The following is a 24508-nucleotide window of genomic DNA, read 5'->3' on the forward strand; positions in this document are numbered from 1 at the left end:
ACGGTCTCCTGAGACTTGGCCGGAGGCGCAACAGGCGCTGGCCGCGGGCTTGCGGCATTTTAGGGCGTGTTCGTCCGCCCCGTCAGGAGGAGGCGTGTCGGAATGTCAGGGCGATGCGAAGCGGTACACCGCCAGCGTGCTGCGCCAGCTGGGGAACAGCCGCACTTCCTTGCCTTCATTGAAGGTGGCGCGTTCCAGGATGCTCACGTCCACCTCGTCGGCCAGCTGCTCGAAGTCGCGCAGCGTGCACAGGTGGATGTTCGGCGTGTTGTACCACTGGTAGGGCATCTGGCCCGTGACAGGCATGCGGCCGCGCAGGATGGCCCAGCCGTGCGGCCAATAGCCGAAGTTCGGAAACGACACCACGCCATAGCGCGCCACCCGCGCCATTTCGCGCAGGATGTGTTCGGTGCGGTGCATGGACTGCAGGGTCTGCGACAACACGACTGTGTCGAACTGCTTGTCGTCGAACAGGGCCAGGCCGTCTTCCAGGTTCTGCTGGATGACCTCGACTCCACGGCGCACGCAGGCGATCACGCAGGTGTCGTCCAGTTCCACGCCGGCGCCCCGCACCTGGCGGTGGTCGCGCAGGTGCGCCAGCAATGCGCCATCGCCGCAGCCCAGGTCCAGGACGCGGCTGCCTGGTTCGATCCAGCCGGCGATGCGCGCCAGGTCGGGCCGCAGCGCGCTGTGGGCATAGCGGGGAGTCACGGGAGTCATTCGGAACGTCCTTCGGTCAAGGCGGCGCCGTCCAGGCCAAGCTCCCGGGCGATGCGTTCGTAGTAGCCGCGAACCACGGCATGGTAGCGCGCGTCTTCCAGCAGGAAGGCGTCGTGGCCGTGCGGCGCGTCGATTTCGGCGTAGGTGACGGGGCTGGCGTTCTTGAGCAGCGCGCGCACGATTTCACGCGAACGCTCGGGCGGGAAGCGCCAGTCGGTGGAGAACGACACCAGCAGGAAGTCGGACTTGGCCGGAGCCAGCGCACGCGCCAGATCGCCGCCCGTCAGGCGCGCCGGGTCGAAGTAGTCGAGCGCGCGCGTGATCAGCAGATAGGTGTTGGCGTCGAAATAGCGGGTGAATTTCTCACCCTGGTAGCGCAGGTAGGATTCCACTTCGAACTCGACGTCATAGCCGTAGTGGTACGCGCCGTTCTCGGCGGGCGCGCGCTGCGCGCGGCCGAACTTCTCGGCCATGTCGTCGTCGGAGAGATAGGTGATGTGGCCGATCATGCGCGCCACCGACAGGCCGCGGCGCGGCACGGTGTCCTGCGCGTAATAGTCGCCGCCGTGGAAGTCCGGATCGGTGATGATGGCGCGGCGGGCCACTTCGTTAAAGCCGATGTTCTGCGCCGACAGGCGCGGAGTGCTGGCGATGACGATGCAATTGGCCACGCGGTCGGGCAAGGTGATGGACCAGCTCAGCGCCTGCATGCCGCCCAGGGATCCGCCCATTACCGCCGCGAAGCGCTCGATGCCGAAATGGTCCGCCACCCGCGCCTGGGCGCGCACCCAGTCTTCGACGGTCAGCACCGGAAACGCGGCGCCCCAGGGCTTGCCGGTTTCGGGATTGATGCTGGCGGGCCCGGTCGAGCCAAAGCAGGAGCCCAGGTTGTTGACGCCGATCACGAAGAAGATGTTGGTGTCCACGGGCTTGCCGGGGCCGACCATGTTGTCCCACCAGCCCACGTCGCTGGGGTTGTCCGCCGCCTGCCCCGCCACGTGGTGCGAAGCATTGAGCGCGTGGCAGATCAGGACGGCGTTGCTGCGCTGGGCATTGAGCGTGCCGTAGGTTTCGACGGCCAGCTCATAGGCGGCCAGCGACTGGCCGCTGAGCAGAGGCAGCGGCTCATCGAAACGGATGAAGGTGGGAGCGACGAGGCCGACCGAGCCGGGATCAGCGGCAGCGGAAGTCGTGACGGTTGCGGGAACGAACCCGCTGGCCGAATCACCGGCCAAATTCTGGGCAGGAGTGGTCATACGGACCTCTTTAGCTGGATTTATTGGAAGGCGCCCGCAAGCGGATCAGGCAAATCGGCGCCGAAAATTTTGTACTGCGGCAAGAATTCTAGCACTGCTTGAGGGCGGCGCAGGAGGGCTCCCGCGCCGCGCCCGGAAATTCAGGCGCCGGCCTCCCAGGGTTCCTGGCCCAGATATTCATAGCGTTCGGTGTTCACGCGCGAGACGCGCCACTCCACCGGCTGGCGGTTGTACGAAAACGCGACACGGCGGATCTCCAGCAGCGCGCTGCCCTCGGGCACGCCCAGGCAGCGCGCATGCGTGCGCTCGGCCAGGCACGTCCGCAGACGCTCGTCGGTAGCGATGACATTCACGCCGAAAACGTCCTGGTACAGGGCATACAGCGTGCTGGCGCGTTCGCGCAGGTGTGCTTCGACCAGGCCCGGGAAGCGCGATTCCGGCAGGCAGACGTCGTCCGCCATCACCACCTCGCCATTGAGCGACAGCACATTCAGGAATTCGTACACATGGGCGCCCGCGGCCAGGTCCAGCTTTTCACGCGCCACCGCCGATGCCTTCACGCGCCGAAAGCGCAGCAATTCCGTGGTGGGGTAGGACTTGTTGCCGTCCTGCCTGACGATGCGGAAGAACTTGAAGAAGTGGTGGTTGCGCGTGTGCACCGCAACGTAGGTGCCGCGCCCCTGATGACGGACCAGGATGTTCTCGGCGGCCAGTTCGTCTATGGCCTTGCGCAGGGTGCCGATCGACACGCCGAATCGCTCGGCCAGGTTTTTCTCCGGCGGGATTGCCTCGCCCTGCTTCCACTCGCCTTGCGCCAGTGCGGCAAGCACGGCCTGCTTGACCTGCTCGTACAGGGGACTGCCCAGGGGCACAGTCGATGACAGGCTGGTGTTCATGGGTGCATCGCAATATTCATGGACCCTCAGTGTAGCGGCGCTGGCGCCGCCCCCTCAAGTCATTCAATTCATCTATATGATTTAGTTGACTTTGAAAAAACGTCGCCATAAGATTTCCTGGCCGTTGTGATCCGCGCCGCGCGCAGCACCCCGCGGCGCCCCTGACCAAGAGAGGAAGACAATGATTCACGCCGTATTGCACGATGCGAAGGACACGGTGGCGGTCGCCGTGGTGGAAGGCCTGACCGCTGGAACGGAGCTCAATGCCTGGATCATGGATGAGGACAAGATCGTTCATGTCCGGGCCTCCCAGGACATCCCCATCGGCCACAAGGTGGCGATGAAGGACATGGCGGCGGGCGACACGGTCTTCAAGTACGGGGTCGACATCGGCCGCGTGGTGGCGCCCATCAAGGCCGGCGAGCACGCCCACGTGCACAACATCAAGACCAAGCGCTGGTAAGCGTCCCCCACCGCACAGGAAACCACCATGTCCATCATCAATGCCCAGACCACGTTCCAAGGCTATCGCCGCGACAATGGCCGAGTCGGCGTGCGCAACCACGTCATCGTCCTGCCCGTGGACGACATTTCCAACGCGGCGGCCGAAGCCGTCGCCAACAACATCAAGGGCACCCTGGCCCTGCCCCATCCCTATGGCCGGCTGCAGTTCGGCGAAGACCTGGAGCTGCACTTCCGCACGCTGATCGGCACCGGCTGCAATCCCAACGTCGCGGCCGTGGTGGTGATAGGCATCGAGGAAGGCTGGACCAAGCGCGTCGTCGACGGCATCGCCGCCACCGGCAAGCCGGTCATGGGCTTCAGCATCGAACTGCACGGCGACCACGACACCATCATGCGCGCGTCCCGCTGCGCCAAGGAATACGTGCATTACGCCACCGCGCTGACGCGCAGCGTATGCCCCATCTCGGATCTCTGGGTCTCCACCAAGTGCGGCGAATCCGACACCACGTCCGGCTGCGGCGCCAACCCCACCGTGGGCAACGCCTTCGACAAGCTCTACGCACTGGGCTCCACCCTGGTGTTCGGTGAAACCTCCGAGCTGACGGGCGGCGAGCACATCGTGGCCGAGCGCTGCGCCAACGACGCGGTGCGCGAGCGCTTCATGTTCATGTTCAACCGCTACCAGGCCATGATCGACCGCTGGAAGACCAGCGACCTGTCGGAGTCTCAACCCACCAAGGGCAATATCGCCGGGGGCCTCACGACCATCGAGGAAAAGGCGCTGGGCAACATCCAGAAGATCGGCAAGCAATGCCGCGTGGACGGCGTGATCGACAAGGCCGAAATCCCCGACGGCCCGGGCCTGTGGTTCATGGATTCCTCGTCGGCCGCGGCTGAAATGGTGACCCTGTGCGCCGCCTCGGGCTACGCCGTGCACTTCTTTCCCACCGGCCAGGGCAACGTCATCGGCAACCCGATACTGCCGGTCATCAAGATCTGTGCGAATCCGCGCACCGTCCGCACCATGTCCGAGCACATCGACGTGGACACCAGCGGCCTGCTGCAACGCGACATCGACCTGAACCAGGCCGGCGACAAGCTGCTGGAGTGCATGCTGGCCACCGCCAACGGCCGGTGGACGGCGGCGGAGGCCCTGGGCCACCGCGAATTCGTCCTGACGCGGATTTTCGAAAGCGCGTAGGGCCGCAAGAACCAGCAGACCCGGGCGCAGACCGCGGCGGCAAAGGCGTATGCATTCCTACCCGGGCGCAACCCCCAAGGAGGAAGACAGATGAGTAGCGAACCGCAACACTTTCCGCAAGACGCGCAGCGCCGGCGTCTGCTCGGCGCCCTGGGCGCCGCCGGCCTCTGTGCGCTCGCCCCGTGGGAGCGGGCGCTGGCGCAGAAAGGCGCCTGGCCCGAACGGCCCATCAATTACGTCGTGCCCTTTCCGCCTGGCGGTCTGACGGACGTCGCCGCCCGCCAGGTGGGCAAGGCGCTGGGCGACGCCGAACGCTGGAACGTGGTGGTGGAGAACAAGCCTGGCGGCAGCGCGAACATCGGCGCCGCGCATGTCTCGCATGCCGCGCCCGACGGCTACACCTGGCTGGCCATCACCTTGTCGCACGCCGCCAACGCCACGCTGTTCGCGGGCAAGGCGGGCTACGACCTGACGCGCGACCTGACGCCGCTGGCGGGGCTGGCGTCCTCGCCCATCATGGTGGTGGTGAACGCCAAGAGCTCCATCAAGACCATGGACGACCTGGCGCGCGCGGCTCGCGCCAAGCCGCTGGCGGCCGGCTCCAGCGGCAACGGCACGCCGCCCCACCTGACGCTGGCGCTGTACCAGAAACTCACGGGGACGCCGCTTACGCACGTGCCCTACAAGGGCGGCGCGCCCTCGCTCACGGACCTCATCGGCGGACACCTGGACGTGGTGTTCTCCAACTACCCCGAATCCTTGTCTCACGTGAAGAACGGTTCGCTGCGCGCGCTGGCCATCACCACGCGCGACCGCAGCGCCGACCTGCCCGACGTGCCCACGGTGGCGCAGGCCGGCCTGCCGGACCTGATCGTCGAGAACTTCACCGGCGTGCTCGCCCCCGCCGGCACGCCGCCCGAGCTGGTCCAGCGCATCGGCGCCGCGATCGTGAAACAGGTATCGCAACCCGCCATGCAGCAGGCCCTGCTGCAGCTGGGCTTCGTGCCGCAGGCGCGCGGACCCGCCGAGTTCGGCGCCTACCTCAAGTCCGAAGTGGACCGCTGGGCCAAGATCATCCGCGACGCCAACATCCAGATCGCCTGACGCGGCCAGGCCGCCAATACCGCCAACCAGCAAAGGAGCCCGGCAGATGCGAGTTCTTATTTCGGAGTTCATGGATGCGCCCGCCGTCGATGCCTTGCGGCAGCGGTTCGACCTGCGGTACGCACCCGACATGGTCGAACAGCGCGGCGCCTTGCTCGAGGCCGTGCGCGATGCCGACGCCCTGATCGTGCGCAACCGCAGCCAGGTGGACGCCGAACTGCTGGCGGCCGCCCCGCGCCTGCTGGCCGTGGGCCGGCTGGGCGTGGGGCTGGACAACATAGACCTGCCCGGCTGCGCGGCGCGCGGCATCCAGGTGGTGCCGGCAACCGGCGCCAATGCCCGCGCGGTGGCCGAGTACGTCATCGGCACGATGCTGGCGCTGTTGCGTGGAGCCTACGCCGCCACGGCCGACGTGGCGGCAGGGCACTGGCCGCGCGCCGCCCTGTCGCAAGGGCTGGAGGCGCATGGACGGACCCTGGGCGTGGTGGGCTTTGGCGGCATCGGCCGGCTGGCCACGCAGCTGGCGCGCGGGCTGGGCATGCGCGTGGTGGGCAGCGATGCGGCCTTGCCGCCCGGCCACCCGGCCTGGAAGGAAACCGGGGCCGCGCCGCTGGCGCTCGACGAGCTGCTGGCGCAGGCCGACGTGGTGACGCTGCATGTGCCGCTTGCCGCCGATACCCGGCATCTGCTGGATGCCGCCCGCATCGGCCGCATGCGTCCGGGCGCCATCCTGATCAACACCTCGCGCGGCGGCATCGTGGACGAAACCGCGCTCGCGGCGGCGCTGCGCTCCGGCCGCCTGCGCGGCGCGGCGCTGGACGTGTTCGAGCAGGAGCCGCTGCCCGCCGGCAGTCCGCTGGAAAACCTCCCCAACCTGATCCTCACCCCGCACATCGCCGGCCTGACGCAGGAGGCCAACACACGGGTTTCCGACATGGTGGCCACCGGTGTGACAATAGCGCTTACCGGCCGCGCCGGATGATGCGCGGCGCGCGCCTCACGACAGGAAGGATATGGCTCACATCTATCTGGACGAACTTCAACATCTGGCCGCGGCCGGCCTGGCCGCCGCCGGCGCCAACCCGGCCATGGCGGACAGCACCGCGCGGGCGCTGGTCTTCGCGGAAAGCCAGGGACTCAGCTCCCACGGCCTGTCGCGCGTGCCGTTCTACGCCGGCCACCTGCGCACCGGCCGCGCCATCGGCTCGGCCGTGCCCCGCATCGTGCATGAACGCGGCGGCGCCGCGCTGATCGACGCCGGCTCGGGCCTGGCGTTTCCCGCCTGCGCCATGGCCGTGGAACAGGCCGCGGCGCGCGCCCGCGAACATGGGGTGGCGTTCATCGGCGTTGCCAACAGCCATCACTTCGGCGAAGCCGCCTATCACCTGGAAGCCCTGGCCGACGCAGGGCTGGTCGCGCTGGCGCTGAGCAACTCGCCCGCCGCCATGCCCGCCTGGGGCGGCAAGCGCCCCCTGTTCGGCACCAATCCCATCGCGGCGATCTTCCCCCGCCGGGGCGGCGCGCGCCTGGTGATCGACCTGTCGCTGTCGCAGGTGGCCCGCGGCAAGCTGATGATCGCCGCCCGCGACAACCAGCCCATACCCCTGGGCTGGGCGCTGGACGCCGACGGCCAGCCCACCACCGATCCGAAAGCCGGGCTGGCGGGCAGCATGCTGCCCGCGGGCGGCGTCAAGGGCGCCATGCTGGCGCTCATCGTCGAGCTGCTGGCCTGCGCGCTGACCGGCGCGCACTTCGGCTATGAAACCGAGTCGTTCTTCGTGGACGAAGGCGGCCCCGCGCGCCTGGGACAGGCCTTCATGGCGATCGATCCGGGCGCGCTGGCCGGCAACGACGCCTATCTGGAACGCGTCGAAGCCCTGGTGGAAGCCATGCTTGAAGACGAAGGCGTGCGTCTGCCCGGCGACCGCCGCCGCAAGTTGCGCGACGAAGCCCTCAAGCACGGCGTGGACCTGCCCGACGCGCTGATGGCGCAGCTGCGGACCATGGCCGGCGCAAGCTGAGCCGGCCAGCGTCCGTTCACACCAAAGGGGCCTTGCACAGGCCCTGCCGCCCTAGTGCCCGTGGGAGAACCACAGCATCAAGGGCGCCAGCAGCAGGAACACCACGGTGGACACCAGTACGGCGCCCGCCGCGGTGTCTCCCAGTTGCGTGTACCGCTTGGTGTACATGTAGCTGACCACGGCGCAGGGCATCGCCATCTGCAGGGTCAGCGCGCCGGCCAGCACGGGCTCCAGGTCCAGCGCCCACACCACCGCCAGTCCCGTGGCCAGGCCCACGGCCAGTCGGATCGCCGCGACCTTGGCGCCGTCGCGCATGCCATTGGACGGAATCAGCGCCAGGGCGTGGCCCAGGCTCAGCAGCATCAGCGGCACCGTGACCGCGCCCAGCATCCGCGCCGTTTCAACGATCCAGTCCGGCACCGGGATGTGCAGCACGCGCATCGCCACCGCCACCACGGAAGCCAGCAGAATCGGACTCTTCCAGCTTCCCTTGGTGTTCACGCCCGGCAGCAGCCGCACGGCGATGGTGTGCATGACGAAGGAATTCACCGCGAAGAACGCCACCGCCACCGACAGGCCGGCGTCGCCAAAGGCAAGCTGCGAAATCGGCAGCCCCAGATTGCCCGCGTTCGGCAGGAAGGCGGTCGGCAGCAGGCCGCGCACCGGCAGCTTCCAGACCTTGAGCAGCAGCGCGCAGACCAAGGCGCAAAGCAGCAAGGCAATCAGGGTCGCGACGGCCACGTCCGCCAACGCGCGGTCATCCAGGTGGGTCGTGACAAAGGTGTGGAACACCAGGGCGGGCGTGGTCACCGAAGTCACCAGCGTCGTGATGAAACTGCCGCCGAAGGGAAGATCGCGCTTGCCCCAGAACAACCCGATTCCCACGCAGGAAAGCAGGGGCAGCATCAGCACGATGGCTGAAAGGTAGAACTGCGCGATGGCCAACATGCAACTATTCCGTCAGAGATAAAAAGATTGACGCCTCGCGGCATCATTACTTGCCCCGCCAGCGCTGCGGGCCGCAGCATAAGGCCATTGTTCACAAAAGGGCGTCCCGCCCCTGCCACCATGCTCGCCACACCGCTGCGCGCCCAACCCGTCCAATCACTCCCAGCCGCAAGCGACGAGGCAACGCCCTTGGCCGGCAAACGCCTGTCCGACCGTCAGGCCGCCTGCCTGCATTGGTCCGCCGCCGGCAAGACCAGCTGGGAAACGTCCCGCATCCTGGGCGTGAGCGAAAGCACCGTGAATTTTCACCTGCGCAACGCCTGCTCCAAGCTCGGCGTACGAGGCCGCCGCGCCGCCGTGGCCGCAGCCCTCAGGTCGGGGCTGCTGGATCCGGTCAAGGCTTGACGACAATTGAACGCAGGAATTCGCGCGCGCGTTCGGCAGGCAGGCTTTCCTCGGTGCCGGCGGCTACCGCCTCGATCAGCATGGTGTCGGTCACCCAGACCTTGGCCTGCAGCCATCCCGGCTTGCCCATCGCCTTGCCGCGCACCTCGATTTCCTGGCCATAGGGGGGCCAATCCGTCGGCGGCGGCGCCTGCATATTGGTGTACAGCGAGCGCATCAGCGCCACGCCCAGCGCCTGCCTGGCCGCCGGGTTCGCCGCGATCTCGGGCGGCAGCGGGGCCGACCCCACCGCAAAGACCGCTTCGCCGACGGTGGCGCTGGCCAGGGTGAATTGCAGGGTATGGGTATCCAGCTTCAGGTCCCGGGTATCGGTCGAGACCCTGGCGGGAAACGCCGCGCGCACATGACCGTCGGCCACGTCCAGTTCGCGCCAGTTGTAACTGGGCGAACACGCCGCCAGCAGCAGGACCAACCCCACGAAAGGGCCGGCTTTCTTCAACATGAAACGAAACAGCGATGAAATCGTCATTACCCGAGGACCCGGACGGTCTATTCAATTCGAGGAAGCCAGAAATTGTCGCCGATTTCGATGACCCCCGCGCCCGACGGCACGCCGATAGCCAATTATTCGTGGCCCGCCGCCCCCAACGTGCCTCCGCCTGTCGCCGGCGCGGGCGCGGGCGCTCCCAGTATCTACCTGCTGCACGGGCTTAGCGAGCACGCCGGACGCTATGACCGGCTGGCGCGCTGGCTGACCGCCCGCGGCTGGACCGTGGGCGCGCACGATCACCGGGGCCACGGCCGCTCGGGCGGACGCCCCGCCACCCTGGGCCACCAGGAAGACCTGGTCACCGACGCGGTCGGCCGGCTGCAGGCCTGGACCCGGGCCCAGGGCCGCCCGCCCATCCTGCTGGCCCACAGCCTGGGCGCCCTGGTGGCGGTGCGCATCGCCCAGCTCCGCCTGGCCGAACTGGACGGCCTGGTGCTCAGTTCCCCGCCATTTGTTGTCAATGTGCCACTGTGGGTGCGCCGCAGCCTGACCTGGATGTCCCTGCACGCGCCGAACCTGCGGGTGCCCCACGGACTGGCCACCGCCCGGATCTCCCACGACAGGGCGGTCGTGAAAGCCTACCGCTCAGACCCCCTGGTGCGGCGCCGCATGACCGGGCGGCTGGCCCGTTTCGTGGACGAGGGCGGGCGCCAAGCCCTGCGGGAGGCCCACCTGCTGCCCTGCCGCACCCTGCTGATGGTGGCCGGCGACGACTCCATCGTGGCCGCCGAAGGCAGCCGCCAGTTCGCCCAGCGGGCCCCGGCCGAACTGCTGACCCTGCGCTGGTACGACACCGCCTGGCACGAGATCTTCAACGAAACCGCCCCCATCGCCGATCCGGTCTACGCCGACCTGGACGAGTGGCTGGCCCGGACGTCCCAGGCATTGTCCCTGTCCCCAGTACTGGTTCCCTCGGCACAGGAGGCCAGCACCCCGTAAAATCCGGCGACAGCCCCCAACGAGAAGAATCCGTGACTGATACCGCCGCCAACCGCCTCTCCCGCCTAGAGGCCAACCGCTCGCTGCTGACCCAGACCCTGCGGGGCATCGAGAAAGAAGGCCTGCGCGTGGACGAACAGGGCATCCTGTCCCGCACCCCTCACCCCGCCGGACTGGGCTCGGCGCTGACCAACGAACACGTCACCACCGATTATTCCGAATCCCTGCTCGAACTCATCACGGGCACGCATACGGACGTGGACGCGCTGCTGGCCGAGCTCACCAATACGCACCGGCATGTCTACGGCGTGCTGGAGCATGAGCTGATCTGGAATCAGTCCATGCCCGCCACGCTGCCCCCCGAGGCGGACATTCCCATCGCCTGGTACGGCAAGTCCAACACGGGCATGCTCAAGCACGTGTACCGCCGCGGCCTGGCCGAGCGCTACGGCAAGACGATGCAGTGCATCGCCGGCGTGCACTACAACTTCTCGCTGTCCGAGGACCTGTGGTCCGTGCTCGATACGCAGCCCGGCTCGGTGCAAGACCGCCGCTCGCGCGGCTACATCAGCCTGATCCGAAACTTCACGCGCTATTCCTGGCTGTTGATGTACCTGTTCGGCGCCGCCCCCGCGCTGGCCAGCGACTTCCTGCGCGGTCACGAACATCCGCTGGAAAAGCTGGGCGACCACACGCTCTACCTGCCCTACGCCACCAGCCTGCGTATGAGCGACCTGGGCTATCAGAACAAGGCCCAGTCGCAGCTCAAGCTTTGCTACAACGACCTGGACACCTTCCTCGGCCGCCTGTACGACGCCGTGTCGCAACCCTGGCCCGACTACCAGAAGATCGGCACGCATCGCAACGGCGAGTGGATCCAGCTCAACACCAACGTGCTGCAGATCGAAAACGAGTACTACTCCAGCATCCGCCCCAAGCGCGCCACCGGCCGCTGCGAACGCCCCATCACGGCGCTGGCCGAACGCGGCGTGCAGTACGTGGAAGTGCGCTGCCTGGACATCGATCCGAATTCGCCGGTGGGCATCGACGCCAGCACCAGCCGTTTCGTCGACGCCTTCCTGCTGTTCTGCACGACCTCCGACAGCCCCTTCTTCCCCGCCAACGGCTACTGTCAGCGCAGCGCCGACAACTTCTCGGTCGTCGTGAAGGAAGGCCGCAAGCCCGGCCTGATGCTCGACCGCGAAGGCCAGCCTGTCGGCCTGGCGCAATGGGGCCACGAACTGCTGGACCAGATCGCGCCCTACGCCGCCCTGTTCGACTCCGCCCTGGGCGGCAGCGCCTATGCCGAAGCGCTGGCCGCGCAACGCGCCAAGCTCGACCAGCCCGACTCCACGCCGTCGGCCCGCCTGCTGGCCTCGCTGAAAGACAGCGGCCTGTCGTTCCATGACTATTCGCTGGACCTGAGCCGCAAGCATGCGGACACGCTGCGCGCCCAGCCCCTGCCCTCGGACCTGGCGGCGGCCTATCAAGAGGCGGCCGTGCAGTCCGCCGCCGAGCAGCTGCGCCTGGAGCAATCGGACACGGAGGATTTCGACACCTACGTGGCCCGCTACCACGCCGCGCTGAAGGCGCCGCGCAAATAAGGCGTATCGTTAAGGTTTGGTCCGCGCGGCCCGCCAGTCCGGCGGCGCGGACCGCATCAGTCACATCAGGAGGTTTTCCCCATGCGCCGCACCGCAACATTCCTGCTGGCCCTGGCCGCCAGCATGGCGGGAATCGCCCATGCCGCGCCGCCGTCCATGCAGACCGTGGAATCGGTCGACCTGAAACGCTATGCAGGGATGTGGTACGAAATCGCGAATTTCCCTATGTTCTTCCAGCGCGACTGCGTGGGAGACACCACCGCCGAATACACCGCGCATGCCGACGGCACGATCGGCGTGAACAATCGCTGCCGCACCAAGGATGGGGATATCGATTCCGCGTCGGGCACGGCCACGGTGGTCGAGGGCAGCAACAACGCCAAGCTTGAAGTCTCGTTCGCCAAGCCGTTCAAGGGCGATTACTGGGTCATCGGACTGGACCCGGAGTACCGCTGGTCCGTGGTCGGCACGCCTGACCGCAAGTATTTGTGGATCCTGTCGCGCTCGCCGCAAATGACGAAGGAAGACCTGGACAAGGCGCTGGCCGCCGCCACGGCGCAGGGCTATCAGCTCGACGAGCTGCGCTACACGCCGCAGAAGTAGCGCGGCAGCCCCGGCGGCCCGGCGCCGCCGTCAGCCCGCGTAGTCGCGCGCCAGCCTCACCACCGTCACGCCGGGCTTCAATTGCCGCAGCGACGGCATGATCAGCGTGCAGTTGCCGTAAGGCGTCACGATGGGCTGCCCGTCCGCCCAGCCTATCGTCGAGCCCGCCTCCTCGAACGTTTCCAGGCCGGTCCACGCACCGGCGAAGCGCAGGTCCATGGACGGCGCCACCACCGCGTCCGTCACTTCCAGCACGCGTTGTGCGGCGGGGTCGGGCAGCAGCCAGCCCGCCGGCAGGTCCGGCGCATCCAGCACGCCAGACTCCACCAGCATGCGCGCCGTCATGTCGCGCGCCACATCGCGCGAGGACAGGTCGCCGTGAAATCCGCATTCGATCAGCAAGGCGCAGGCGTCGTCCCGCGACGGATCGCCGAACTGCTCGAAATCGCGCATGCGCACGCCGTCCTTGTGGCCCGCGTCCACGATGACATGCTGCGGCGCCTTCAGGCGGCGCGCCAGCGCAATGTTGCGCGGCAGGACGCCCGTCAGCAGCAGGGGCGCGCCCGGCTCGTGCATCGAATGCAGGTCCAGCAACCAGTCCGCCTGCCGCACCCAGGGGCGCAGCGCCGCGCCCCGCTGGCGGTCCGGCGTGGTCGGATTGTCCAGGCGCTCCGCGCTCCACACGCGGTTCATGTCTTCCTGCACGAAGCGCGAGGCGTCGTGGTTGGCATGGTCGAAACGATCGAACGCATCCAGGTTGCAGAACGCCAGCGTCAGGCTGCCGCGGCGCGGGCGCACGCCCGCGGCCAGCAGATCCTTCAGGGCCCATGCCCCGCACAGCTCATTGCCGTGCACCAGCGCGGACACCATGAGCGCCCGTCCCGGAACGCCCGAATCAAAATGCCATACGCCCGGCGTGCCGGTATTGCCGGCGCGCTCGGCGCTCAGGTCGGGAACGGGGAGCTTGAATTCCATGATGTTGTCCGCTATATGCCTGGTCGTTCGTTGTCGTGATTTGCCACGCGCCGATTTACTGCGCTTCGATCTTGGCGGCCTTGACCAGCGCGCCGTACTTCTTGGTCTCTTCGGCCTGATAGGCCACCGGGTCCAGGCCCGGCTTGGACAGCACGCCGCCGGCTTCCTGCATCTTGGCGCGGAACTGCTCCGACTTCAGCGTGTCGGCAAGCGCGGTCCGCAACTTGGCGGCCACCGGTTCCGGCAGGCCGGCGGGGCCATACAACGCGAACCAGACGCTGATGTCCACGGACTCGAAGCCCGGGGTCTCGGCCAGCGCGGGCAGGTCCGGCGCCACCGGCGAACGGGTCTTTTCCGTCACGCCCAGGGCCACGATCTTGTCGCCGCGCACTTGCGGCAGCCCCGAGGACAGCACCAGCATGCCGTAATCCAGCTGGCCGCTCATCAGGTCGGTCACCAGCGGCGCCACGCCGCGATAGGGCACGTGCTCGGCCCGCGTGCCGGTGGACTGGTTGATCATCTCGCCAGCCAGGTGCAGGGTCGTGCCCACGCCCGACGAGCCATAGTTGAAGCTGCCCGGTGCGGAGGCGCGCAGCTTCTGCAGGTACTCGGCGGCAGTCTTCACGCCCGAGTTCTTGCTGGCGGCCAGCAGCATGGGCTGCGAGGCGATCACGCCCAGCGCCGAGAAATCCTTCACGCTGTCGTACTTCACCGCGCTGTTGATCATGCGGGCGATCACCATTTCGTTGGTCGAGCCCAGCAACAGCGTATAGCCGTCCGGCGCGGCGCGCGCCACGCGCTGCGCGCCGATCGTGCCGCCGGCGCCGCCTACGTTCTCCACCACGACGCTCTGGCCCATGCGCTTTGCCAGCTCTTCGCCGAACAGGCGCGCGGTCAGGTCCACGCTGCCGCCGGCCGGATAGCCCACCACCAGCGAAATGGCGCGCTCGGGATAATCGGCGAACGCCGACGGGGCCGCGGCCAGCGCGGAAGTTGCACAGAGCGCGACCAGCGCGCGGCGCAGCGGATGCAATACGGACTTCATTACTTTCTCCCTGGGGTGCTGTGGCGGACGGCGGCGCCGTCTCATTTGAGGTTTCGGGAGCTATTCTCCGGCCCGGAGTAGGGGCATTACGTGCCAAGTCGGCACATTCCGGTGCTGATTACGTTCGGCGTTCCCGGCTTGTCCCGCGCGCCTATGCCTTCCGGCTGGCGGTGGCTTCCCAGGCGGCCTCGGCCAGGTCCGTCAGCCTGGCCCGCGACCGGTACAGGCGCACCTCGAAGGTGATCTCGTCGCTGCGCCCGCCCAGCGCGGTCAGCGCCCCCCGGCGGCAATCCGCCGCAACCATCGACCAGGGCAGCCAGGCCACGCCCAGCCCCTTGGCGACGGCGCCATGCGCGGCATCCAGCGAATCGCTGCGCAGGAAAGGCGTGAACGCATACGGCGTGTTCTCAAGGCGGTCGCCCACGATGCGTTCCATCGCAAGCCCCCCCGCATAGGTAATCAGCGGCGCGGGATGGCCGCCCTCTTCCAGCGCATGGCGCGCGCGCCCCCGCGAATCCGCCTGGCTGACCGGCACCAGCTTGTCGGTGCCCAGCGTCATGTAGCGATAGCGTCCCGGACTGAGCTGCACCGACAGCGCCGGATGCTCGTAGCAACACAGCAAATCCACCTTGCCCTGCTCCAGCCTGGCCGCCATGTCCTGCATCATGCCGGTGGACAGTTCGACCTGCGTGCCCTCGGTCAGCACCTTGGGCGCGCGATGGCGCAGCCTGGCGATCCAGTCCGCCACCAGGGTGCGCGCCAGGCTGCGGCCCGTGGCAATGCGCAGGACGGCCTCGCCGCCCGCGCCCGAACTGCGGATGCGATGGCGCACCAGCCCCATCTGCTCCACCACCTGCGCCGCCGTCTTCAACAAGGCCTCGCCTTCGACCGTCAGCGTCACGGGCAGGCGCTGGCGTTCCACCAGCGGCGCGCCCGCCCACGCTTCCAGCGCGCGGATGCGCCGGCCGAACGCGGGATGCGTCACGTGGCGCAGTTCGGCCGCGCGCACGAAACTGCCGGTCTGCGCCAGCGCAATCAGGTCTTCGAGGAGTTTCAGGTCCGCCATGGATGACAAGCTTACGGCATGGAGCAAGCGCCGTGCGGCTCAGGCCGCCGCCTGCCCGGCAGGCCGGGTCAGGATGTGTTCGATAACCTGCGCCGTCCTGCGGTAATGCGCGGCCAGCATCGCGGCCGCGCGGTCCGCGTCGCGCGAGATCGCCGCCTGCAGCAATTGGCGGTGCTCGTCATCGACGTTGCGCTCCGGGCCGCAGGCCATGGCGTCGGCCCGCGCGGGCCGGCGGTAGCGTTCCGTCTGCGCGTACAGCTGCGCGGAAAGGTCCAGCAGCCAGGGCGAACGGCAGGCGCCGATCAGCGCATGGTGAAAGTCCTGGTGCCGCGCCTCCAGTGTTTCCTCACGCTCCTGGTCCAGGACCGGCGCCTCGTCCGCGCGCCGGGCTGCCAGCGCCAGGGCATGGAATGCTCCGACCAGGCGCGCCTCCCAGGCGTCGTCGGCGTTGGCCAGCGAACGCCTCAGCGCGTCGCAATCGATCAGGATGCGGGTCTCGCAAGCATCCCGCATTTCCTCGATGGACAGCGGCGCGATCCGGAAGCCGCGCGACGTGGTGGTCAGCACCATGCGCTCGCTGCGCAGCCGGTTCAGGGCTTCGCGGATGGGCGAAAAACTGCCGCCATAGCGCTGCTTGAGGAGCTCCAGGCGCAGGGATTGCCCAGGCGCGAACGCGCCGCGCATGATGTCGCGCCGCAGCTGCCTGTATATCTGCTCCGACAGCGTGATGTCTTCGACCTCGGCGCCGCCATCCGCGCCCGGATCCTCGCGCAGGGCCTTGATTCTTGGTTTCAATCGATGCCCCTATACCGCCACCACCGGATGGCGCAGCGTGCCTATGCCCTCGACGCACGCCACCACCACGTCGCCCGGCCACAGCCATTCCTGCGGCTTGCGGCCCGCGCCCACGCCTTCTGGCGTGCCGGTGGCGATGATGTCGCCCGGTTCCAGCGTGATGGCGGCGCTGATGTCGGCGATCAGGAAAGGCACCTTGAACAGCATGTGGCGCGTGTTCGAGCCCTGCTTCTTCTCGCCGTTGACCGTCAGCCACAGGTCCAGCACCTGCGGATCGGGGATCTCGTCCGCCGTCACGATGCAAGGGCCGAAAGGCGCGTACGTGTCCTGGCCCTTGGAATAGATCCACTGGCCCGCGCGGCGGCAGTCGCGGGCGCTCATGTCCAGCATCACGCTGTAGCCGAAGACATAGGACAGCGCGTCCGCCTCCGCCACGCGCGTAGCGCGCCGGCCCATGATGACGGCCAGTTCCACTTCCCAGTCCAGCTGCTGCGTGATCTTCGCGTTGTGCTCGATGGCGTCGCCCGGCCCGATCACGGCGGTGGGCGGCTTGGAAAAGATCACCGGCTGCTTGGGCAGGTCGGCCGAGGTGTCCAGCGTGCGACTGGATTCCGCCACGTGCTCGACGTAGTTCAGGCCGATGCCGAAGATGTTCTTGCGCGGACGCGGAATGGGCGCCAGGAGCTTCACGTTTTCTTGCGGCACCGCCGTGCCTACCGGCCAGGCGCCGCGGAACGTATCGATCAGCCGCGTCGCCTGCTCCACCGCGACCGGCCCCAGGTCGATGAAATCCAGCATGTCGTCGGGCAGGTCCACACCGCCTTCCTGCCCCAGCAGGAAGAGGTCCACCGCAAAGCCGTCGACCAGCGCGCCCAATCGGGCGGCGGCGGTGGGATGAGCGCGAAAAGTCACCAGACGCATAGATACTCCAAAGGGAAAAGGGTTGAATCAGGCGCCTCCATGGGGCGGCGCCGCGCATGAAAACTAGATCAGCAGCTGGCGGCCGCCGTTGTCCTGGACCGCTTCCTCGCGGTAGAGCGACAGCGACCGCATGACGGGCAGGTCGTTGAAACAGAACAGGCAGGCGTCGTCATTGGAAGACAGGTTGGCGTGTTCATGGATGGCCCACGAGGGGACGCAGAAGATGTCGCGCTCGGTCCAGTCGTAGCGCTTGCCGTCGATGACGGAAAAGCCGCTGCCCTTGGCCACCTGGTAGATGAAACTGCCGGTGTGGCGGTGCGCCTTGGTGTGCTCGCCGGGGCGCAGCATCTGCATGCTGGCGCCGATGGTGGGCATGACCGGGCCGCCCGTCGCCGGATTGACGTATTCAAGCAGGATGCCGTCATAGGGGCTGCCGGCGGTCGTGCGCGCGTAGCGCCGCAGCGCCTCGTAGGTGGGTTCCCATTCGTACTTGAACAGCGGCGAATAAGGCTTGGTCCAGCCGGACACCTGCGGCCGCAGCGCCACGCCGCCCCAGGCGCCGCTGGTGTCGTCCACGGGATGGGTCACCGTCTGGTTCAGGTCGGGATGCACGGCATAGAAGCCCGCTTCCAGGGCATTGACCAGCGGGATGTCCAGGCCGTCCTGCCAGATGCAGGTGGTGCCGTCTTCAGCCACGCCATGCTCGTGCCAGGTGCCGTTGGGCGTCAGCACGAAGTCGTTCGCGCCCAGGGTCATCTTGTGGCCGTCGACCACGGTGTACGCCCCCCGCCCTTCCATGATGAAGCGCAGCGCGGAATGGGAATGCGCGTGGGCCGAGGCCAGCTCGCCCGGTTTCATGACCTGCAGGCCGGAGTACAGCCAGCCCACGGCGGCAGCCACTTCGCGGCGGCCGGGATTGTTCAGGTAGATCACGCGCCGGCCCGCCTCTTCGGGCGAGACCAGTTCGGCGGAACGCAGGACATGGCCGCGCAGGTCCCGGTAGCGCCAGACGACGGGCACGGACGCCGAACGCGGCGCCCAGGGCTCGATCTTGTTTGCCACCGTCCACAATGCGCCCGTCTCCAGCCGCGCAAGTTCCTGGTAGTAAGCCACCCGTTCCGGCGAGTCGGCCACATTGGCGCGGCCTGCGGTGCTCTCACGGTAGGCGTCGTAGCGGTTCGCTTCCATCCCTTGCCCCTGGTTTTATAAAACGCTGAGGATTTTCGAAAATATTAAAAGGCGAAGGGCAAGGGAGCAACGATGCGCGGCTAGGGGTTTTCCTTCAGAGAGCGCGAGGCTGACGAATTTATTGGCGGACCGATGAAAAATACTGTACAAAAACACAGTGCGACGTGATACATTTCGCTCGCCCGAAAAACTGTCGTCCAGGGGAGAATCCTGTGTCAGAAGCTGCTCATCTCGTTCAGTACATCGTCGTTCCCTATCGCGCCGCCGCCAATGGCGTCGCTCCCGGGGAAATCCGTCCGGCCAGCAGCGAATTCGGAGCCATCCGAATCGCGAATTCCATGGCCTCCAAATTCGCGGGCGTCGCCGCCTATGAGGTGCTGATAGACAAGGAAACCGGCGACATGGAATCGCCCCGCATCCTGGCGCAGATCGGAACCGTGCCATCGCTGGACGATTGACCCCCGCACGGCGCCTGCCCGTTCACAACCGGGCGGACGCCGTGCCGGCCGCGCGGCGGGCTCAGACCCGCTTGCCCAGCAACATCGCCAACCCGAACAATGCGCCCAGGCCGCCCACGGCGGCGAGCGAGATCGAGGGCTCGCGCAGGTTCATCGCCATGATGGCCACCCCAACGCCCAGGGCGACGATCACCCCTCCGATGGCGCGCGCGCCCGCGGATCCGTAGAAATGAGTCCGTCGCGGCGCTTCCGTGCCGGCGGGCTGCCGCTTCTGCCAGGCCTGGAGCGCGCCCTGGAACTCCTTCAGCAGGCGCTCGCGGCTCGGCAGGTCCAGCGGGCTCACGAGCAAGGTCGGATGGCCAGGGCGGACCAGCTTGAGAAAATCGTCGGTGCCCCAGCGGGTCAAGTCCGCAAAAGCCACCGGCGCGCGGCGCGAAAACTCCAGCCCTTCCGGCGTGACCCTGATCACGTTGCGGGTCGGAAAGCCCTTGAAGGCGACAATCGGCGGCACCAGCAGGCCGATCAGCGCCAGCGCGCCAGCCAGGCCCATCGGACCGCGGTTGAACACCACGAGCATGAAACTCCCCGCGGCCAGTGCGAAGGCCAACGGCACCGCCAACTGATGCCAGCGGGTATAGACCGACGCCTGGATTCCTTCAGCGCTGTTCGTGCGTAGCACCAAGATGCCCTCCATAGGGGTCGGTACGAGGGGTCGTTGTATCACACGGGACCGATCGTGCTCCTCGCAAACTGTTGCATGATTGCCGCATCAATTTTGCAAATTAAGCGAAATTCTATAGCTTTGTATCCGCAACTTTCCCGTTTGGCCCGCGAGTACCGTGTGCCTGGCTGCACGCTACTCGTACATGATCGACGAATAGAGGATGCAACCGATGCAGCAAAGAACCCTACCCCTGGCGCTGATGGCGGGATTGATCCTGGCTCCGGCTCAATCCAATGCTCAAGCAGTAATCGATGCGAATGCATCCGCCACCGTCAACCTCGATGGCTTGGCGGACCCCGGCTCGACAGGGGTCGCGACGGTCAACCCCGGCATTGCCGTCAATGTCACCGCCGGACCCGCGGTGTTCGGCCAGAACAAGACGTGGACGCTGAACAATCTGGGTTCCTTGACCAGCACCGACGGCGGGTCCTTCGCCGCGACGCTGCAAAATGGCAACGCGCTGACCAACAGCGGAACCATTTCGGGCGCCGGCGGCGGCTTCACCTCGATCAATGCGCCAACGGCGGTCTTGAACCGGGGAACGATCCAGACCACGGGCGGCGATGGCGTGCTGCTGCGCGCCGGCGGCGGCCTGCAGAACCTGCAGGGAGGCCGCATCATCGGAGCGACGTCGGGCGTCTACGTCATCAACGGCTCCGACCTGCTCGTCAACGCCGGCAGCATCGTTGCAACCAACGGCGCCGGCGTGCACCTGGAAGGCGGCAGCAGCCGGATGCGCAATGATTCGACCGGCACGATATCGGGTACGACATACGGCCTGCAGATGGTGAATGGCTCGGAAACCGTGACCAATCTGGGCAGCATTACCGCCAGCGGCGGCGTAGGCGTCGACTTCGGCGCCGGCGGTACGCTCATCAATGCGCCTGGCGCCACGGTCCAGGGCAGCGTCGGCGGCGTACACACCACTAACGGCTCGGCGCAGGTCACAACCGCGGGCACGATCAGCGGAGGCACCTACTCCGTGCAGTTCGCCACGGGCAACGGCACGCTGACCATGCAGACCGGCGCACTGCTCCAGGGCCCCGCCCTCGGAGGAGACACCAGCCACATCATCCTGGAAGGCACGGGTTCCGCCAGCAACGACTTCCTGAAGTTTGGCTCGCTGGACATGGTCGGCAGCCAGTGGACCTTGCTGGGCCGCACGGAAGCCCGCGACTCGACGGTGTCCAACGGCCGCCTGATCATCGGCTCGCCCGGAACCTCGGGCGCAATTCTCGTCGGAGACACCGCGACCATCAAGCCCGGCACGGAAATGGTCGGCTACAACAGCACCGTGCAGGCCAACGTCACGAACCAGGGGACCTTGTACGTCGGCAGCGGCTATGCATTCCCCGGTGGCGCGGCGCCCTCCAGGCTGGACATCGTCGGCGCGCTCAACAACTCCGGCAGCACCGTCCTCACGCGCGGCGCTCCCTTCGGCAATACGCTGGACATCGAGGGCAGCTATACCGGTTTTGGCGGACAAATCACGATGGGCGCCCTGCTCGACGATCCCTATCTGGGACCCATCGCAAACCAGGTTACGGACCGGGTCCTGATCCGCGGAGCCGCCGCGGGCCCGACGCAGGTCAACGTGGTAACGCTGCCGGAATCGCAGACCTCCTCGGCGACGTCTACCAGGCTGCCCGCAAACGCCTGGGTGCGAAACGACGCACTGATCGTGTCGCCCACGAACGGCGTATCGCTGATCCAAGTGGCGGGCGCGTCGTCGGTCGATGCGTTCTCGATGGGACGCGAGTATGTGACGGGCGGCACGCCCTACCAGTTCAAGTGGCTCGCGTTCGGCCCCGGATCGCCGAACGGTCCGGCCTCTCCGAGCCAGAACCTGGTGGGATTTCCCAATTCGTATTGGGACTACCGTCTTGAACGCGTGTATGTCACGGCGGTGCCGCTTCCGCCCGGCCTTATTGCAACGCTTCCTCCCGGTGGCGGCGATGGCGGCGATGGCGGCACGGGAGGTGGCGACGGCGGCACGGGAGGTGGCGACGGCGGCACGGGAGGCGGCGGCACGGGAGGCGGCGGGACGGGAGGCGGCGGGACAGGCGGAGGCGGCACGGGTGGTGGCGGGACCGGCGGCGGAGGAACCGGCGGTGGAGGCGGCGGCATCGACATCCCCTCGCGTTGGGCAGTAGCGCCGCAGGTGCCCAGCTATATCAGCCTGCCTGGCGCGCTTTTCAATGCGGGCCTGCAGGACCTCGACAGCCTGCATCGCCGGTTGGGCGAAGTGCGCGATTCCCAGGAAACAGGCGTGCCCGCGGCGAGCGGCGAGGGCTTTGTCCGCGCTTACGGCAATACCAGCACGTATCACACCAACGTCAGTTTCGAGCGGTACGGCTACAACACGGACCAGGACTATTCGGCCATCCAGTTTGGCGGCAGCGCCATTTTGCGCCGCGACGATACCGCCACGGTTCGTCTCGGCGGCGCGGTCACGATCGGCAATTCCTGGATGTCTCCCGACGCCGTGGATGGCGGCAGCGTGACCCGCACGGATATGCAGAGCTTCTCGGCGATTGCGACGTATCTGCATCGGGACGGCTGGTATGCGGATGCGATCCTGGCCGCGGGAACGCTGAGCGCTCGTACGCGCACATCGGTGTATGGCAACGACAAGATTGCTTCCATAGATGGCAACAGCTACGCCGCATCGCTTGAAGTCGGATATCCGTTCGCGCTGGGCGCCAGCGGATTCAATCTCGAGCCGCAAGCGCAGTACGTATGGCAGCGCCTGCGCTTCGACGATTTCACCGACCGGGACGGCATCGAGACCCGCCTGGGCAGCCAAACGCAGAACACACTGCGGATCGGCGCCCGCCTGACCCGGCCCTTCGATACCGCCGAAGGCACGCGCGTCACGCCCTATATCAAGGCAAATTACCTGCAGGGACTGAATGGCGAAGGCTCGGCCACGATAGGCTCGGTCGACTTCCCGCTGGGCAAGTACGGACAGGCCTGGCAGATCGGAGCCGGGATCAATGGCATGGCCAGCAAGCGCCTGTCGCTATTCGCGGAATTCAACCATCAGCAGGAATTCGGCAGCTCGGGCTGGAGTGGATGGCAATTCAGCGGCGGCCTGCGGTATATGTTCGGCGGCGAGTAAGGACGGAGCGGCGGCGCCGGTCTTCAGGGGCCGGCGCTTGCCGCATTCACCCGGCCGCTGGCTTTGGATGCGGCGGGGCGGGTTCTTGAAACGCCCAGCTGAAGCAGGGCTCGATATTCCACAACCTCATTGCGGACAATGACGACAGCGCCCGACAAACTGCCCGTGGTCTGGGCGAAGCATTCCTCGTCCAGGATCAATGCGACAGCCTTGGTCTCACCCGGCTGGACGATGAGCAGACGGTCTGGCGCATCCGTCACCACCGTAACCGGGATATCGGGGGACGTGATCGTTGAGCAGAGGCCTGCCCGCAAGTCCTTTCCCGACAGGGCCACGCCCGCTGCGCCCGGGCCGGGATTATGGATGGAAACACGAAGCGTGCCAGGGTCTTTGTCATCGACCACTTCCATCCCTTCTATCTCTATCTTGACGGGCGCCAACAGGACTGGCGCTGGCCAGTGAGTCGCCACGTCGCCCGAGACGTACTGCGTCGTGGTGTCCAGGACCCTGCGCGCCTCCGCAATCCATTCGCGCAGGGCATCCGTGCCACACCCCCCCGCTCCTTTCACGATCATCCGAACGTCATTGGCCAGCCCCTCCTGCCATCCGGGCTGCGCATTCAATTCTTTCAGATAGCCGATTGCGGAAAAATGCGTCTCCGACGACGTCGCCTTGCCTAAACGCTCGAGTCGCCAGCCTTCATCCGCGACGCCTGGGCACACACTCTGCAGATCCTGGAGGCGGCTCCACAGCCAGACGGCCCCCTTGATCTGGCTTTTCTGGGGCGCGTCCGTCGTGGCCGCGCCAGCCGCCGGGCCGGCGGCCAGGGCCCAGCCCAATACGAGGACCAGCAATGGCCGAAGTTTGCATTTGCAGAACGGAAGTCGCACAGGCCGCCTCTTGGCTCAATGCGCGCAGGGGGCATTCACCCGGGTGAGCAGCCAGACCAGGAGGATTTCCGGTCACACGGCTATCACATCGCTGCACGCAACAAATTGATTTTTGGCGCTCCCGCCAGGGAGCGGATCCGCATCGGCGCCCATTAACGCCAATTGGCGCCGAAAGGTCAACGCGCATGCAGCGCGTCCTTGACGCCGCGCACGCGTTTTCATCCAGGCCTGGAGCAGGCCGACACGCTTCCGGGCAAGGGTTGAAGCGTGGATTTCTTCAGGAAGCAGATAACTCCGATTGCGGCGGGTGGTCCCGGCGCATGAACATAAAGGGCAATCAAGATAAATGCCGGAATTGCATATACGGCAAATAAAAACTCAGGCATTGACCCGTTTGAAAATGAATATCCGTGGCGATTATCGACGCGTCACATCCGGCTGGCATTCATGCCGATTTGTTTCATGGCCGAGATTGAAAAGAGGCCCCGGGAAAAACCCGCTGCGCGCCGATACGCGGCGCCCGTCTTAAATAATAATGTTTGTATCAATCCGTGCCATTTTTACCATCTGGATGGTATCCAAAAGCCCCATTTTAAATAATACGGGTGGTATC

Annotated in this window: 24 protein-coding genes and 1 riboswitch; of the genes, 11 read left to right on the plus strand and 13 right to left on the minus strand. The window is 66.8% G+C overall.

Annotated features, from left to right (window positions below):
- Window positions 1–105 precede the first annotated feature (105 nt).
- The 3 genes from metW to HLG70_RS19590 all read right to left on the minus strand — a co-directional run bounded on the left by metW (window position 106) and on the right by HLG70_RS19590 (window position 2872).
- Window positions 106–720: a methionine biosynthesis protein MetW gene (metW, locus tag HLG70_RS19580; RefSeq protein WP_171665874.1), complete on the minus strand. Its 615-nt coding sequence runs from the start codon at window positions 718–720 to the stop codon at window positions 106–108.
- Window positions 717–1976 carry a homoserine O-succinyltransferase MetX gene (gene metX, locus HLG70_RS19585; protein ID WP_171665876.1) on the minus strand — a complete coding sequence of 420 codons (1260 nt, stop codon included), beginning with the start codon at window positions 1974–1976 and terminating at the stop codon, window positions 717–719. Before metX ends, metW begins: the two co-directional genes overlap by 4 nt.
- A riboswitch (SAM riboswitch) is annotated at window positions 1966–2047 on the minus strand. It overlaps the preceding gene by 11 nt.
- Before the next feature lie 69 nt (window positions 2048–2116).
- Window positions 2117–2872 (minus strand): GntR family transcriptional regulator, encoded by a 756-nt coding sequence (locus HLG70_RS19590; protein ID WP_171665878.1) that lies wholly within the window; start codon window positions 2870–2872, stop codon window positions 2117–2119.
- A gap of 181 nt (window positions 2873–3053) precedes the next feature.
- On the opposite strand from HLG70_RS19590, the gene HLG70_RS19595 reads away from it, so the two are divergent.
- From HLG70_RS19595 to HLG70_RS19615, 5 genes are all read left to right on the plus strand, one after another.
- Window positions 3054–3335: a UxaA family hydrolase gene (locus HLG70_RS19595; protein WP_171665880.1), complete on the plus strand. Its 282-nt coding sequence runs from the start codon at window positions 3054–3056 to the stop codon at window positions 3333–3335.
- 27 nt (window positions 3336–3362) lie between these two features.
- Window positions 3363–4538, plus strand: coding sequence for a UxaA family hydrolase (locus tag HLG70_RS19600; protein WP_171665882.1), 1176 nt, complete (start codon window positions 3363–3365; stop codon window positions 4536–4538).
- Window positions 4539–4628: 90 nt separating this feature from the next.
- On the plus strand, window positions 4629–5642 hold the full coding sequence (locus HLG70_RS19605) for a Bug family tripartite tricarboxylate transporter substrate binding protein (protein WP_171665884.1): 1014 nt from the start codon (window positions 4629–4631) through the stop codon (window positions 5640–5642).
- 46 nt (window positions 5643–5688) lie between these two features.
- Window positions 5689–6624 carry a hydroxyacid dehydrogenase gene (locus HLG70_RS19610; RefSeq protein WP_171665886.1) on the plus strand — a complete coding sequence of 312 codons (936 nt, stop codon included), beginning with the start codon at window positions 5689–5691 and terminating at the stop codon, window positions 6622–6624.
- Window positions 6625–6655: 31 nt separating this feature from the next.
- Window positions 6656–7663, plus strand: coding sequence for an Ldh family oxidoreductase (locus HLG70_RS19615; RefSeq protein WP_171665888.1), 1008 nt, complete (start codon window positions 6656–6658; stop codon window positions 7661–7663).
- Window positions 7664–7714: 51 nt separating this feature from the next.
- Here the strand turns inward: HLG70_RS19615 and HLG70_RS19620 are convergent, their stop codons facing one another.
- On the minus strand, window positions 7715–8611 hold the full coding sequence (locus HLG70_RS19620) for an AEC family transporter (RefSeq protein WP_171665890.1): 897 nt from the start codon (window positions 8609–8611) through the stop codon (window positions 7715–7717).
- Between the two features lie 189 nt (window positions 8612–8800).
- On the opposite strand from HLG70_RS19620, the gene HLG70_RS19625 reads away from it, so the two are divergent.
- A complete protein-coding gene (locus HLG70_RS19625) occupies window positions 8801–9016 on the plus strand; it encodes a helix-turn-helix domain-containing protein (RefSeq protein ID WP_234103140.1) in 216 nt (71 codons plus the stop codon).
- Here the strand turns inward: HLG70_RS19625 and HLG70_RS19630 are convergent.
- The gene (locus HLG70_RS19630) at window positions 9006–9545 is read right to left on the minus strand and encodes a hypothetical protein (RefSeq protein WP_171665894.1); all 540 of its coding nucleotides are present in this window, start codon (window positions 9543–9545) and stop codon (window positions 9006–9008) included. The genes HLG70_RS19625 and HLG70_RS19630 overlap by 11 nt on opposite strands.
- A gap of 45 nt (window positions 9546–9590) precedes the next feature.
- Between HLG70_RS19630 and HLG70_RS19635 the strand changes: the two genes are divergently transcribed.
- From HLG70_RS19635 to HLG70_RS19645, 3 genes are all read left to right on the plus strand, one after another.
- Entirely contained in the window at window positions 9591–10505 is a 915-nt protein-coding gene (locus HLG70_RS19635) for an alpha/beta hydrolase (protein ID WP_234103141.1), read from the plus strand.
- Window positions 10506–10537: 32 nt separating this feature from the next.
- Window positions 10538–12109 carry a glutamate--cysteine ligase gene (gene gshA, locus HLG70_RS19640; RefSeq protein WP_171665896.1) on the plus strand — a complete coding sequence of 524 codons (1572 nt, stop codon included), beginning with the start codon at window positions 10538–10540 and terminating at the stop codon, window positions 12107–12109.
- An 81-nt stretch (window positions 12110–12190) separates the two neighbouring features.
- The gene (locus HLG70_RS19645; RefSeq protein WP_171665898.1) at window positions 12191–12712 is read left to right on the plus strand and encodes a lipocalin family protein; all 522 of its coding nucleotides are present in this window, start codon (window positions 12191–12193) and stop codon (window positions 12710–12712) included.
- 30 nt (window positions 12713–12742) lie between these two features.
- On the opposite strand, the gene HLG70_RS19650 is transcribed toward HLG70_RS19645, so the two are convergent.
- The 6 genes from HLG70_RS19650 to HLG70_RS19675 form a co-directional block, all read right to left on the minus strand.
- Window positions 12743–13687 (minus strand): succinylglutamate desuccinylase/aspartoacylase domain-containing protein, encoded by a 945-nt coding sequence (locus tag HLG70_RS19650; protein ID WP_171665900.1) that lies wholly within the window; start codon window positions 13685–13687, stop codon window positions 12743–12745.
- Between the two features lie 55 nt (window positions 13688–13742).
- Window positions 13743–14732, minus strand: coding sequence for a Bug family tripartite tricarboxylate transporter substrate binding protein (locus tag HLG70_RS19655; protein WP_171665902.1), 990 nt, complete (start codon window positions 14730–14732; stop codon window positions 13743–13745).
- Between the two features lie 151 nt (window positions 14733–14883).
- Window positions 14884–15798, minus strand: coding sequence for a LysR family transcriptional regulator (locus HLG70_RS19660; protein ID WP_171665903.1), 915 nt, complete (start codon window positions 15796–15798; stop codon window positions 14884–14886).
- Window positions 15799–15837: 39 nt separating this feature from the next.
- Window positions 15838–16593, minus strand: coding sequence for a GntR family transcriptional regulator (locus HLG70_RS19665; RefSeq protein ID WP_171665905.1), 756 nt, complete (start codon window positions 16591–16593; stop codon window positions 15838–15840).
- A 9-nt stretch (window positions 16594–16602) separates the two neighbouring features.
- The gene (locus tag HLG70_RS19670; RefSeq protein ID WP_171665907.1) at window positions 16603–17514 is read right to left on the minus strand and encodes a fumarylacetoacetate hydrolase family protein; all 912 of its coding nucleotides are present in this window, start codon (window positions 17512–17514) and stop codon (window positions 16603–16605) included.
- A 63-nt stretch (window positions 17515–17577) separates the two neighbouring features.
- Complete coding sequence (locus HLG70_RS19675; RefSeq protein WP_171665909.1) at window positions 17578–18702, minus strand: cupin domain-containing protein; 1125 nt, start codon at window positions 18700–18702, stop codon at window positions 17578–17580.
- Window positions 18703–18914: 212 nt separating this feature from the next.
- On the opposite strand from HLG70_RS19675, the gene HLG70_RS19680 reads away from it, so the two are divergent.
- Window positions 18915–19160, plus strand: a complete 246-nt coding sequence (locus HLG70_RS19680) for a hypothetical protein (RefSeq protein WP_057283314.1) — start codon at window positions 18915–18917, stop codon at window positions 19158–19160.
- A gap of 61 nt (window positions 19161–19221) precedes the next feature.
- Here the strand turns inward: HLG70_RS19680 and HLG70_RS19685 are convergent, their stop codons facing one another.
- A complete protein-coding gene (locus tag HLG70_RS19685; RefSeq protein WP_234103546.1) occupies window positions 19222–19839 on the minus strand; it encodes a hypothetical protein in 618 nt (205 codons plus the stop codon).
- 214 nt (window positions 19840–20053) lie between these two features.
- Here HLG70_RS19685 and HLG70_RS19690 point away from each other — a divergent pair, with 214 nt between their 5' ends.
- Complete coding sequence (locus HLG70_RS19690) at window positions 20054–23005, plus strand: autotransporter outer membrane beta-barrel domain-containing protein (RefSeq protein ID WP_171665913.1); 2952 nt, start codon at window positions 20054–20056, stop codon at window positions 23003–23005.
- A gap of 23 nt (window positions 23006–23028) precedes the next feature.
- Here HLG70_RS19690 and HLG70_RS19695 read toward each other — a convergent pair whose 3' ends face one another.
- Complete coding sequence (locus HLG70_RS19695) at window positions 23029–23859, minus strand: hypothetical protein (protein WP_171665915.1); 831 nt, start codon at window positions 23857–23859, stop codon at window positions 23029–23031.
- Window positions 23860–24508 lie beyond the last annotated feature (649 nt).

It is taken from the genome of Achromobacter deleyi (genome assembly GCF_013116765.2).
In the GTDB taxonomy this organism is placed as follows: Bacteria; Pseudomonadota; Gammaproteobacteria; order Burkholderiales; family Burkholderiaceae_B; genus Achromobacter; species Achromobacter deleyi_A.